The organism is Mediterraneibacter faecis (assembly GCF_055383675.1).
Genome location: NZ_AP043803.1, coordinates 538667 through 552074, shown reverse-complemented (window position 1 = coordinate 552074; position 13408 = coordinate 538667). Strand labels below are relative to the sequence as shown.

The 13408-nt window shown below is 39.2% G+C and carries 12 protein-coding genes and 2 pseudogenes; 8 read left to right on the top strand and 6 right to left on the bottom strand.

The window, feature by feature from the left end:
- Positions 1–48 precede the first annotated feature (48 nt).
- Positions 49–978 carry a DMT family transporter gene (locus ACZ47Z_RS02675; RefSeq protein ID WP_464525844.1) on the top strand — a complete coding sequence of 310 codons (930 nt, stop codon included), beginning with the start codon at positions 49–51 and terminating at the stop codon, positions 976–978.
- Positions 979–1063: 85 nt separating this feature from the next.
- A complete protein-coding gene (locus tag ACZ47Z_RS02670; protein ID WP_464525843.1) occupies positions 1064–1984 on the top strand; it encodes a DUF7916 family protein in 921 nt (306 codons plus the stop codon).
- Positions 1985–2005: 21 nt separating this feature from the next.
- Here the strand turns inward: ACZ47Z_RS02670 and ACZ47Z_RS02665 are convergent, their stop codons facing one another.
- Complete coding sequence (locus tag ACZ47Z_RS02665) at positions 2006–2572, bottom strand: TetR/AcrR family transcriptional regulator (RefSeq protein WP_117542309.1); 567 nt, start codon at positions 2570–2572, stop codon at positions 2006–2008.
- 204 nt (positions 2573–2776) lie between these two features.
- Here ACZ47Z_RS02665 and ACZ47Z_RS02660 point away from each other — a divergent pair, with 204 nt between their 5' ends.
- Together ACZ47Z_RS02660 and ACZ47Z_RS02655 are read left to right on the top strand one after the other, a co-directional pair.
- Entirely contained in the window at positions 2777–3997 is a 1221-nt protein-coding gene (locus tag ACZ47Z_RS02660) for a hypothetical protein (protein ID WP_054754306.1), read from the top strand.
- 1 nt (position 3998) lies between these two features.
- A complete protein-coding gene (locus ACZ47Z_RS02655; RefSeq protein WP_055146702.1) occupies positions 3999–5408 on the top strand; it encodes an acetate--CoA ligase family protein in 1410 nt (469 codons plus the stop codon).
- Positions 5409–5536: 128 nt separating this feature from the next.
- Here ACZ47Z_RS02655 and ACZ47Z_RS02650 read toward each other — a convergent pair whose 3' ends face one another.
- Entirely contained in the window at positions 5537–6382 is an 846-nt protein-coding gene (locus ACZ47Z_RS02650) for an aldo/keto reductase (protein WP_054754301.1), read from the bottom strand.
- A gap of 39 nt (positions 6383–6421) precedes the next feature.
- Positions 6422–7378 carry a glutamine-hydrolyzing GMP synthase gene (gene guaA, locus ACZ47Z_RS02645; protein ID WP_334296011.1) on the bottom strand — a complete coding sequence of 319 codons (957 nt, stop codon included), beginning with the start codon at positions 7376–7378 and terminating at the stop codon, positions 6422–6424.
- 229 nt (positions 7379–7607) lie between these two features.
- Here guaA and ACZ47Z_RS02640 point away from each other — a divergent pair, with 229 nt between their 5' ends.
- Positions 7608–8393 carry a shikimate kinase gene (locus ACZ47Z_RS02640; RefSeq protein WP_464525842.1) on the top strand — a complete coding sequence of 262 codons (786 nt, stop codon included), beginning with the start codon at positions 7608–7610 and terminating at the stop codon, positions 8391–8393.
- 52 nt (positions 8394–8445) lie between these two features.
- Positions 8446–9327, top strand: coding sequence for a shikimate dehydrogenase (gene aroE / locus ACZ47Z_RS02635; RefSeq protein ID WP_464525841.1), 882 nt, complete (start codon positions 8446–8448; stop codon positions 9325–9327).
- A 116-nt stretch (positions 9328–9443) separates the two neighbouring features.
- Here the strand turns inward: aroE and ACZ47Z_RS02630 are convergent, their stop codons facing one another.
- Positions 9444–10217, bottom strand: a complete 774-nt coding sequence (locus ACZ47Z_RS02630; RefSeq protein WP_464525840.1) for a NifB/NifX family molybdenum-iron cluster-binding protein — start codon at positions 10215–10217, stop codon at positions 9444–9446.
- A 117-nt stretch (positions 10218–10334) separates the two neighbouring features.
- Between ACZ47Z_RS02630 and ACZ47Z_RS02625 the strand changes: the two genes are divergently transcribed.
- Positions 10335–10994: a Crp/Fnr family transcriptional regulator gene (locus ACZ47Z_RS02625; protein ID WP_464525839.1), complete on the top strand. Its 660-nt coding sequence runs from the start codon at positions 10335–10337 to the stop codon at positions 10992–10994.
- A gap of 10 nt (positions 10995–11004) precedes the next feature.
- Here the strand turns inward: ACZ47Z_RS02625 and ACZ47Z_RS02620 are convergent.
- Together ACZ47Z_RS02620 and ACZ47Z_RS02615 are read right to left on the bottom strand one after the other, a co-directional pair.
- A pseudogene (locus ACZ47Z_RS02620) lies at positions 11005–12697 on the bottom strand (FAD-dependent oxidoreductase).
- Between the two features lie 25 nt (positions 12698–12722).
- Positions 12723–12941: pseudogene (locus tag ACZ47Z_RS02615) on the bottom strand (thioredoxin family protein); the annotation flags it as partial.
- 129 nt (positions 12942–13070) lie between these two features.
- Between ACZ47Z_RS02615 and ACZ47Z_RS02610 the strand changes: the two are divergent.
- On the top strand, positions 13071–13322 hold the full coding sequence (locus tag ACZ47Z_RS02610; RefSeq protein WP_054754294.1) for an AraC family transcriptional regulator: 252 nt from the start codon (positions 13071–13073) through the stop codon (positions 13320–13322).
- Positions 13323–13408: the final 86 nt, after the last annotated feature.

Here is a 13408-nt window from a genome sequence, read left to right as displayed (position 1 = left end):
CTGAAAAAATCGAAATAACGAAATTTATACGAAAAGAGAAATAAGAAAATGGCACAAAAACAAAACAAATTGACTCAAACTGGTATTGTAGCACTTCTTGCTTGTGTATGCTGTATCCTGTGGGGAAGTGCAATCCCGGTGATTAAGACAGGGTATCACCTTCTGCAGGTAGATTCTTCAGACACTGCAAGTCAGATTGTCTTTGCCGGAATCCGCTTTACTTTAGCTGGGATTTTGGTATTAATTTTTGCATCAATCAAAGAAAAGAAAATGATGCTTCCTGATCGGGAACTTTTAAAATATGCGGTTCCCGTATGTCTCGCTCAGACAGTAGGACAATATTTCTTCTTTTATATAGGCGTTGCTCACACTTCAGGAGTGAAGGGTGGAATCATTACCGGACTTAGAAATTTTATCGCAATTCTGTTGTCTTGTCTGGTCTTTCGAAATGAACGAATGACAAGCAGAAAAATTGCAGGATGTATTCTTGGATTTGCAGGCGTTGTAGTAATCAATCTGATGGGAAATTCTCTGGACATGGGTTTTCAGTTGATTGGAGAAGGGTTTATCCTGATTGCACAGTTGTCTTATGGAATATCCACTGTGCTGATTAATCTTTTTTCTAAAAAAGTATCACCGGTCGTATTAAGCGGAACCCAGTTCACGATTGGCGGAATTGTTCTGACTTTAATTGGACTTGGAATGGGCGGACGCCTGGGAAATGTAACTGCCGGTGGTTTGGCAATTATATTTTATCTTGCGCTGGTTTCAGCAGTGGCATATACGCTCTGGTCTATACTGCTTGCATGGAATGATGTTTCCAAGGTTGCGATTTTCGGATTTGTGAATCCACTTTGCAGCGTGATCTTATCAGCACTGATACTCGGAGAGGTAAAACAGGCATTTAATGTAGGGAGTCTGATGGCGTTAGTTTTAGTATGCGCAGGGATTTATATTGTTAATCATAAAAAAAACTAACATGAGAAGGATGTCAGACAATCAAAATTACTTTAATCAGGAAATTTTTTAGAAAAATATATATTATTAGAAAGGAACTACTCTCATGACAAAGCGACTTATAGACACAACAGCAACTGAATTATCTTCCTATAGCAAGTCTGATTTATTAACTTCTATTGCAAATAGCGAAGGAAGAACACTTGCTGCGGAAACAATTGGAACAGTAACACCGATGTTAGTGAACATTACAAATGCAGAATTTGTAACCTCACTTGGAGCAGACTTGATCATGTTAAATATTTTCGATGTCAATCAGCCTGTAATCCAGGGATTGCCACATATATCACCGGAAGATACTATTCGTGAAGTAAAACGTCTTACCGGAAGAATGGTTGCGATAAATCTAGAACCGGCTACAATTAAAAACAATGACGAGGAGTCTGTCTGGAATCTGACAACAGGTCGCCAGGCAACCGTTGATAATGCAAGAAAAGCTGCCGATATGGGAGTAGACATGATTGTTCTGACAGGCAATCCTGGAGTAGGGGTAGACAATGAAGCAATCATACAGGCACTTTCAAAGCTAAAAGATGCTGTTGGTGACCGAGTAATCCTTACAGCCGGGAAAATGCATGCATCCGGAATCATTTCAGAAGCAGGCGAAAAAATTCTTACTGAAAAAGATATTGTAGATTTTATCGATGCTGGCGCCGACGTGATATTACTTCCGGCACCTGGAACAGTTCCTGGGATCACAATGGAATATGCCGGTAAATTAATTAAAAAGGCGCATGAGAAAGGTGCTCTGGCAATGACAACGATTGGAACATCTCAGGAAGGTGCAGATGAAGATACCATTCGTCAGATTGCTCTTATGTGTAAAATGGCCGGTGCGGATATTCATCATATTGGAGACAGCGGATATATGGGCATGGCATTACCTGAGAATATCACAGCCTATAGCGTGGCAATTCGTGGAAAACGCCATACATACCGAAGAATGGCAATGTCCCTTCTTCGCTAACGGAGAGTAGAAATACTCTCCTTATTTTTGAATAATCCCCTGATAACCTGCTTTAAGGAAGAGATCAAAGCAACCCTGGAATCTGCACCATTCCTCATCAGACTCTCCCAGATGCTTTCTGCACATCCCCAAACATCCCATAATTTGAACTGTCAATAAATCTGTTAATGAAGCTTCATCCAATTCCGTCTTGCCACTCATTAAATCAAGAAAATCTTGCCTTAGTGCCGCAACAGTATGCTTTACAGCTTGAAGAAACAACGCTTCTGAGAAAAAAAGCGGCTGATATTTTGGATTCTTTCGAAGAACCCAACAAAGCCCCTTCTTTGAATTTGAATTCGATGCATTTTCTGATAGCAACGCCATATTTTTAATATCACATAATGCATCTGAAAACAATTCATCAACCACCTGCCCTATGTTACCAAAATGAGCATAAAATGTTCCTCTGCTAACACCTGCATATTTGCAAAGATCCGTTATAGTGATTTGCATATAATCCTTTTTCATAAGGAGTTGCAGGAATGCATCTTTAATAGAATTATGTATAAAATTGTCTTGAAATAAAATTGTTTTTTCTTCTTTCATATATTTTTAAAAGCTCCGCAATATATATAATTATAGTATAAATTGACATAAAAATAAAGTATCTTTTCCAGATTTTAGGCTATTTTAAACAATCTGATTAGCTTTGTTCAAACACATCTGAAAGAGATTGGTTTATCGATTTGTTTATGTTATGTTGGGTATATAAGAAGCGTGTATATAAAAATAGAAGGAGGTAGGTATTCTATGGGAGAAACATTATACACAATAGGAACGGATCAGCAGCAGGCATGGATGAAAAAAAACTGTTTTCCACCTAGAGGATACGGTTACTCTGAACCGGGAACATATTCTCTCGATGCTACAGAAGTTGCAGCATACAATGTCGCGAAGTCATTTTATCAGGTCTATCCGGAAGTCTGGAATATCGATTATATTGCAAAGGAAACCGGAATCAAACCAGCTGATATCAAGGATCGATTAAAACGAATGTATGATGAACATCTTATCATGTTCGTTATGAATCCAAATGTTGGTGTTTACGGTTGGGGACTTTATTATTGGGTTGTCAAATTAAAAGACGGTACAGATCCAAAGGTAAAAGCTGAATTTGCCAAGTGGTATCAGAATAAAGATGATATTTGTACAGGATATCTCGCAGAGGGCGATTTCGATTTCTTTAACGGAAATCACATGAGAGTTCTGGACAATCTTCTTGCAGATGTTATCCAGCCATGGAAAGACAGACCGGAAGTAGAATATGTACATCTTTGCCCAATCAGAGCAGATGTCAGGGAATCATTGGTGAACCAGTGGGATGTTCCGGAAGACAGATACAGAAAATTTATTTTTGGAGAAGAACAGAAGAAGAAATTCCTTAAAGTTCAGAACAAAATAGATAAAAAAGATTTTGCTATTATCGAAGCTCTTAACAGTACAAAATCAATCGCAGATATGTTTGATTTTGATATGTTGGAGAAGTTATCCGGCTTAGATGGCAAGCAAATGAAAAAAGACATTGTAATGTGTGTTGATGAACGAAAATTTATGCTACCAATGATTTATATTAATTACAGAGCACTTGGAATATCAATGCATATGTATCTGGTTCGTATGTTCCAGAATGTTCCGAGTTACAGGAAGGCAGAAATCGTAGATGAATTCTCACTTATGCCGGAATTCGTAGATATTCTTCAGTTCGGTGACTCTTTCTACGATTGCATGCTGACTGTTTATACCGAAGTAAATGACGTAGAAGCAATCAGAAGAATGTTGGAAGGATACGCTGAGATCGAAGAAGTAAAGGTAGCAAATTCAAAGAGACAGTTCAGACGTTGGGTAGCCCGTCTTGATGATGATAACGGATATTGGGAAGAATGCGTTATGACGGATGACTTTTTACAGAACAGACTGGAATCCGGTTCCGTAAAATGTCGTTTCTCAACTGACTCAGAGGAGGTGCAGTAATATGATCGTAAAACATCCAAGAGAATATGTTGTTGATAAACTTCAATATGCATTAAATCCAAAAACGATTGCCGTAGTCGGAGCCAGCCGTTATTCTACAAAAGTCGGCTATAAAGTTGTTGATGGCCTTTTAACATGGGGATATAAAGGAAAGATTTATCCTGTAAATCCAAGAGCAGATAAAGTTGCCGGATTTACAGCTTATAAGACTGTAAAGGATATTCCTGATGAAATCGATCTTGCTTTTCTTGCTGTACCTGCACACATTGTTAAATCTGTTTTGGAAGATTGTGTTGAAAAGAAAGTTAAGATTGTTGTTATTGCCACAAGTGCATTTAAAGAAATCGGACGTGGAACACTGCAGGATGAACTCACTCAATATTGTCGTGATCATGAGCTGCCTCTGATTGGACCAAACCTTGTAGGAATGGGAAGTCCATACCTTAATTTCAACTGCGGATTTATCCCTTATCTTCCAATCAAAGGTCCTGTAGCAATGATTTCTCAGTCAGGTGCCAACTTGCTTGCGGCACTTGGAACCTCACAGAAAGATCATTTTGGAATGAGCTTCTTCGTAGGACTTGGAAATAAAGCTGACGTTGATTTCTGTGAGTTTATATCCTACGCTGGAAGAGATGAAAACAGTAAATGTCTTGCAATTTATATTGAAGGACTGGATAGTCCTGATGCATTTATTGAAGCTTGCCGCAGTGTTGATAAACCGATCGTAACAATAAAAGTCGGTGGTTCAAAGATTGGTGAAAAAGCTGCATTTGCACATACTGCTTCTGAAAACAAAGGAACAAATGATGCATTTTATGATGATATTTTTGAAAAGGCTGGAGCTATCCGTGCGACCACATGGCAAGAATTCCTCGATATATCAATGGCATTAGGAATGCAGCCGGCACCAAAGGGTGACAATATCGTTATGATTACCAACGGTGGTGGTTCAGGTCTTCTCAGCTGTGATCACTTTGAACGTCGGGGAATGCCAATGCATGAGCTGGCAGAGATTTCTCCTAATCTAGCAGGAAGAATCCGTGCATATATGCCAATGTTTGGTTCTCCGCTTAATCCTGTTGATATTTCCGGAACAGCTTCACCTGTTCAGTATAAAGGTGCATTCACACAGGTAATGCGTGACCCAAATGTACATGGAATACTTGGATCCATCTGTCCGACAGCAGTAACAGATGTTCCGGCTGTAACAGATCTGGTTATCGATATTTACGAGACATATAAGCATCTTGGAAAACCGTTCATTATGGAATGCCAGGGTGGTGAAGAATGTCAGGAAGCTATCATGAAGTTGAGAGATCATGGAATCCCAGCTTATCCGACTGCTGAACAAGCCGTAAATGCTATGGTCGCTCTCTACAAATATGGCCAGATTAAAAATAAGAAATAAATTATGAGCAGACATTCAGATTATGACAGAAGTTGTATAAACGACTACTTCTCTTCTATAAAAAGCTCTTATAAGAAAATGACACCTCATTTAGGGGTGTCATTTTCAATAGCTTTATTTTCATTGTATTAAAATCTTACCCGCTCCCGATCCGGATGTTCTCCCGACCATCCAATCTGCGGTAAAGTCATCAACTGATACATATCATTTTCCTCTATATCAAATCCGAAAACATCCAGATTCTGATGCATTCTCTCACTGGAAGAGGATTTTGGCAACGGTAACACACCGCACTGCAGAGCAAATCTGATACAGATCTGTGCGACAGATACCTGATATTTTTCTGCAAGTTCCATAAGAAGTGGCTCCTTGAGAACTCTGGCTCGACCGATCGGACTCCATGCCTCTACCTGAATACCCAGCTGCTTACAGAAATCAACTGCAGCCTTCTGTATATATCCCGGATGGAATTCTAACTGATTCACCATAGGAGTAATGCTTGTCCGCTCTAACAGATTGTTCAAATGATGTGGCAGAAAATTGCTGACACCGATTGCCCGTACCTTTTTCGACTTATAGAGATCTTCCAGTGCTTTCCATGTCTCCACATCCAAATCTCTCCACTCTGCATTCAGATCAGAAGGTCTTGGCCAGTGGATGAGATAAAGATCCAAATAATCTGTACCTAATCTTTTACAAGTGCTTTCGAACTCCTGCAAAGTTGAATCATATCCTAGATAATCTTTCCAGACCTTTGATGTCAGGAAAAAATCTTCTCGTGGAATTCCACTCTCGTGCACAGCTTTTCCTACTGCTTTTTCATTGAAATAAAAGGCTGCCGTATCAAGATGGCGATACCCCTGTCGGATTGCTTCACTTATAATTGCTTCATCGGTGTTGTCTGCGGCTTTATATGTGCCAAACCCCACTGCTGGGATTTCCACTCCATTAGCCAATGTAAATGTATGTTTCATATGATGCTTCTCTTTCTTGTTACATAGATGCTGCGAATATTACTCGAATTCCACTGTTCCTGTCGGCTTTGGTGTAAAATCATAAAGTACACGGTTGATTCCCGGAACTTCATGTGTGATACGTTCTGTAATATGAACCATTAATTCATGTGGAATCTCAGCAACAGTTGCTGTCATAACGTCGATAGAGCATACTGCACGAACAATACAAGACCACTCAAAAGCACGTTTTCCATCCTTAATTCCTGTAGATCTAAAATCCGGAACAACAGTAAAATACTGCCAGATCTTTCCTTCCAGTCCGTTCTTCTCAAATTCCTCACGAAGAATTGCATCAGATTCACGTACTGCTTCCAAACGATCGCGTGTGATAGCTCCCGGACAACGAACTCCAAGTCCCGGTCCCGGGAATGGCTGACGATAAACCATACCATGTGGAAGACCGAGTTCGTCTCCAACAACACGAACCTCATCCTTAAACAGAATTCTAACTGGTTCTACAAGTTCAAAATTCATATCTTCTGGAAGTCCGCCTGCATTATGATGCGCTTTGATTCCTTCTTCTGACTCAAGAATATCTGGCCAGATTGTACCCTGTGCTAAGAATTCAATACCATCAAGCTTTCTTGCTTCTTCAGCAAATACTTCGATAAATTCTCCACCGATAATCTTTCTCTTCTCTTCCGGATCCTCAACTCCAGCTAATTTATCAAGGAAACGATCTGTAGCATCCACATAAACCAGATTTGCATTCATCTGATTACGGAATACTTCGATCACCTGCTCTGGCTCACCCTTACGAAGCAGACCATGATTAACATGAACACATACTAACTGCTGACCAATAGCTTTGATCAAAAGTGCAGCAACAACAGATGAATCTACTCCACCGGAAAGTGCAAGAAGAACCTTCTTATCTCCTACCTGTTCTTTGATCAATGCAACCTGCTCGTCAATAAAAGCCTTTGCAAGTTCTGGCGTTGTAATTCTTTCCATGTCAGCCGGACGTCTGATTTCAGTAACATTCATTTGATTTTCCTCCTTAGTATCCTCTCAATATCTACAATAATTGTACCGTCATTACGATTACACGTCAACACATTCTGGTATAATTGCTATTTCAAAAAGCTTTAGCGATTTAAAGCAGAAAATCACTAAATTGTATTGTAGTATACAAAAACAGCTGTTATAATATTAAAAATAATAAGATAGGAAAGGTGATAAAATGGATCAGTTAGAAATATTAAGAGAGAGTCTTGGCCAGTGTGATGAAATCATCCTGGATGCATTGCTTATGCGTAATCGTATTGTAGAAGATATCATGGCTTATAAGGAGGCCAATGATCTTCCAATCTTACAGCCGGAACAAGAAGCCAAACAGAAAGAATGGCTGGAAAAGAGAATGGAAGAAAAACGTCATAAAACTGAAGTAGCAGATGTATTTGAAAGCATCACACTGAACAGTAAAAGAATCCAGTCCAGAAAATTGTTTAACTATAATATTGTGCTTATTGGATTCATGGGAGCCGGTAAAAGTACCATCTCAGAGTTTTTGAAAAACTCCTTTGCAATGGAAGTAATCGAGATGGATCAGATCATAGCTGAAAGAGAAGGTATGACTATTTCCGATATTTTTGAAGTATATGGCGAACAGTATTTCCGCAACCTGGAGACCAACCTTCTTATCGAAATGCAGTCCAAAACGAATGTCGTGATTTCCTGTGGCGGTGGAACTCCGATGAGAGAATGTAATGTCGTTGAGATGAAGAAAAACGGACGTGTAGTTCTTCTGACTGCCAAACCTGAAACTATTCTGGATCGTGTCAAAGACAGCCATGACCGTCCGCTGATTGAAAATAACAAAACAGTTCCGTTTATTGCCGATCTTATGGAGAAACGAAGAGAAAAATATGAAACAGCAGCGGATATTATCATTGAAACAGACGGAAAAGATGAATTGCAGATTTGCGAAGAACTAATTCTCAGACTGCGCCAGATGGACAGCGAGTAAAAGAAACTTATGAAGTCGCATCTCAAATTCAGACTCAAAACAGGAGGAGAAAATGGAACAGAGAATTAAAGGAACAACAGGTTTATTAGCATTGATTGGAAGTCCAGTAGGACATTCAGGATCTCCTGATATGTATAACTTCTGCTTCCGTTATCATAATTTGGACTACAGCTACATGGCTTTTGACATTAAGGAAGATCAGGTACCGGCAGCATTGGATGCGATGCGTCTGTTCAAAATGAGAGGGTGCAATGTAACTATGCCATGTAAAACGGCAGCAGCTCAGAACATGGATGAGTTATCACCTGCTGCAAGAATTATCGGTGCAGTGAATACAATTGTTAATGAGAACGGAAAACTGATCGGACACATGACAGATGGTATCGGTTTTGTGGAAAATCTAAGAGATCATGGTGTAGATGTAAAAGGAAAGAAAATGGTGATTTTAGGTGCAGGAGGAGCTGCAACAGCCATCTTGGTACAGTGTGCACTTGATGGAGCAACATCCATTTCCGTCTTCAATCCAGACGATCCGTTTCTTAATCGCGCAAAAGACACCGCTGCTAAACTGAAAAGCGAAGTACCGGATTGTAATGTTCAGGTATTTTGTCTGGATGATCAAGAAAATTTGAAAGAAGAAATTGCAAAAGCAGATATTCTGGTAAATGGAACACTGGTAGGAATGAAACCTCACGAAGACCTTTCCCCAATCACGGACAAATCTGTATTTCGTTCTGATTTGATCGTATGTGATGTTGTATATAATCCGGAAGAAACAAAACTTCTTCGGGAAGCAAAAGAAGCCGGTTGTGCAGAAACTATCGGTGGAAAAGGTATGCTTCTGTGGCAGGGCGTTGCGGCTTATAAATTATATACCGGCCTGGATATGCCTGTAGAAGAATACAAGAAATATCAGGCAGAAAACCAAAAATAAAACTGCTCCCAGTTAAGCAAACAATAAAAATATGTAACCGTTCAGAGCCAACCTCCAAAATACGTATCATTTTGGAGGTTGGCTCTGAACAGTCACATTATTTTTTGCTATTCTTCTTAATGACAGCTATGGCTTCCACACCCATGCTCGCCACATGTATGTCCTTCCTCGTGACTGTGCTCGTGATGAGAACACTTCACATCTGGATTGTAATCCAATGTTTCATTAATAAAGGCTTCTACTGCTTCATCCGCATCTCCGGAAACTCCTCCAAAAAGCTTAATGCCTGCTGCCGCTAACGCTGTCTGTGCACCGCCTCCGATTCCGCCACAGATCAAAACATCTGCGTTCAATGCACTAAGAACTCCCGCCAATGCACCATGTCCGCTTCCATTTGTATCTACTACTTCTGAATGTACTACTTTTCCTTCCTCTACATCGTAAATCTTAAATGTCTCTGTGTGTCCAAAGTGCTGGAAAATCTGTCCATTTTCATATGTTACTGCTATTCTCATAATACCTTCTCCTTTTTCTGCTGCATATTTTTGGTAAATTTCCTGTTTGTAACATCCTCCAAAGCTACAGTTGCTGCTCTGACCGTCACAGATTATGAAATCCCCTCCCTCAATTCTAAGCGGATGTCCATCAATAAGTGCATCTGCTATTTTCTTCCTGGCAATCTCGTAAATCCGTTGAACTGTTGTTCTTGCGACTTGCATAGATGCTGCACACTGCTCCTGACTATAGCCTTTCTTGTCCAAAAGACGAATTGTCTCATACTCATCTACCGTCAGAACAATAGGTGTTTTTTTCTCAGTATTATCTGCCGGAAGGAATTCTAAAATATTGGGGAAATAACAAACTTTTCTGCATTTTACTGGTCTCGGCATAAACTGCTCCTTTCTCGCTTTTCTTATATAATAACCTTATAAATGGCATATGTCAATTATAGGATTGACGCATCCTAAAAAAGCAAGTATACTATGTTCGTAAAGGAGATAACTGTTATGAACTTCGAAAATCATTTTCCAGTATGGAATGAGTTAAATACAGCACAAAAAAAACTAATTTCAGATAATTTAATCACACAGCATGTAAAAAAAGGAACAGTCATTCACAACGGAAACCTGGATTGTACTGGATTATTACTGGTTAAATCCGGGCAGCTTCGAACTTACATACTTTCAGATGAAGGACGGGAGATTACACTCTACCGTCTGTTCGATATGGATATGTGTCTTTTATCCGCCTCATGTATCATACGATCCATTCAATTTGAAGTAACCATTGAAGCAGAAAAAGATACTGATCTTTGGATCATCCCTGCTGAAATCTATAAAGGTATTATGAAGGAATCTGCTCCCGTTGCAAACTATACCAATGAGTTAATGGCTACCCGTTTTTCTGATGTCATGTGGCTGATTGAACAAATCATGTGGAAGAGTTTGGATAAGCGTGTTGCTTCATTTCTTTTAGAAGAGACCTCTATTGAAGGTGCAAATGAATTGAAAATCACTCACGAAACTATCGCCAATCATCTTGGTTCCCACAGGGAAGTTATCACTCGAATGCTTCGATACTTTCAAGGCGAGGGGCTTGTCAGACTCTCCCGCGGCAAAATCACAATCCTTGATTCGAAAAGATTGGAAACTCTACAAAGATCATAAAACTGTTTTTCTAATAATCCATACCACATGCATGTGCTCTTTCGATCAGCGTACGGTCATTAACCACTGCATCATAGAAGCGAAATCCGCCGGAAAAGTTGTATGTTTCATATCCATTTCCCTCCAGAATACGGCTCGCAATATAACTGCGCAGCCCACTCTGGCATATTAGATATACAGGCTTTCCTTTCTCAACTTCATTGATACGTTTCCTCAGTTCATCTACAGGAATATTTTTAAATCCATTAATATGGCCCCTGCTAAATTCATCTACCGTTCTCACATCCAGCAACACAGCATTTTTATCTTTAGAAATCTTATCCACATCTTCCAAATGCCATTGTTTTAAGGTCCCTTTTGCTATATTGTCTATCATGAATCCGGCCATATTTACAGGATCCTTGGCAGAGGAATAAGGAGGTGCATATGCGAGATCCAAATCTTTCAGTTGGGTTGCATTCAGCCCTGCATGAATTGCTGTTGCCAGTACATCAATACGTTTATCAACTCCTTCATATCCAATAATCTGAGCACCAAGCAAACGATAAGTCTCTTTTTCGAAAACCACCTTCATTGTCATCACTTTTCCACCAGGATAGTAACCGGCATGACTCATAGGAGAAAGAATTACTGTATCTACCTCTAATCCTGACTTTTTGGCATTGGTTTCATTGATACCTGTAGTGGCTGCTGTCATATCAAACACTTTGATAACGGAGCTTCCCTGACTACCCAAGTAATGACTATCACCACCACAAATATTATCAGCAATGATCCTTCCCTGTTTATTGACAGGTCCCGCTAAAGAGATTAACGTATCATTGCCAGTAACATAATGTTTTACCTGAACTGCATCACCTGCAGCATAAATGTTCTGATACAGAAGTTTCCATTCTGTCATTCACTACAATACTTTCCTTGATACCAAGTTCCAGACCGGCTTCTTTTGCTAATGCTGTGTCTGGTGTAACGCCAATTGCCAGTACTACCATATCAGCATGAAGAGATGGATTATCTTTCAATAAGACCTCCACTCCATTGTCTTTTTCTTTAAATCCTTCTACAGTATAGCCCAATACCAGTTTTATTCCATGCTTTCTCATTTCATTATGGATCATGGATGCCATATCCGGATCAAAAGGATTCATCAGCTGCTTAGGTCGCTGAACAATTGTAACATCCATGCCAAGCTCCCTCAAATTTTCTGCCAGTTCCAGACCAATAAAACCGCCACCAGCCAATACAGCCGATTTTGGATGATTCTTATTTATATATTCCTTTATCCGAAAAGTATCTTCTACTGTACGAAGTGTAAAAAGTTTATCAATGCCTACTCCAGGAAGTCTCGGCTGTGTTGGCTTTGCACCTGGAGAAAGGATAAGTTTATCGTAATTTTCTTCAAATATTTCACTGTTTTCTAAATTCTTTACTGAAACAGTTTTACGTTCCGGATGTATGGAGATAACTTCATGATGAATTTTCATATTAATGCGGAAGCGTTTTAAAAAACTCTCAGGTGTCTGTAGTGTAAGTTCTTCCGGATCTGTGATCACATCTCCAATATAATATGGAAGCCCACAATTCGCATAGGATATGTATCCGGATCTTTCAAACACAGTAATTTCTGCATGTTCATCCAGTCTTCGGATTCTTGCTGCGGCTGTAGCTCCTCCGGCTACACCGCCTACGATTATTATCTTCATCTTTTTCCACCTTTCCTCTTTAAAGCATTTCTAAAATACCGAACTTATTTGCTAGTTCAGACTGCTCCTCTATATTGATTTTTCCAACTTTGATATCTGCACGTTCACTCGCAATCTCCTATACGACAGGAGCCAACATACGGCAAGGTGCACACCAAGGAGCCCAAAAATCCAAAAGAACAGGTTTCTCGGAATTCTTTATTTCATTCTGAAAATTATTCTTATTGATATTAATAGCAGACATTTTACAGTCCTCCTTGTTTTTTCTTTTATGGCTTTATTATAATCTGAACTTCATTTATTTTCTGTGATATCATCACATTATTATTATGATTAATTTTTTTTAATTTAGTAACTGTTCAGAGAGCTGAGAATGCAAAACGAACCGATGATCAATCGTGATTTTTATATTTCTTTTGAATTGGAGAAAATGCTCTTTTATATTTTAGAATGCCTGAAAGAATTTCAGAAGACTGAAGAAATACCTGATACAATCAGTCTTCTTCAAAGTTACCTGGAACATCATTTTGCGCAGGATATTACCTTAGAAGCTATTGCAGGATTTACAGGAATCAGTAAATATCATTTATGCAGACAATTTAAGAAATTTTATTCAGCATTTTAAAAAAGTATTTGATATGATCCCCGGAGAATACCGGAATACGATAAAAAATTGAATAGGGCGTATAAAATCATCTGATTTCCCTCATA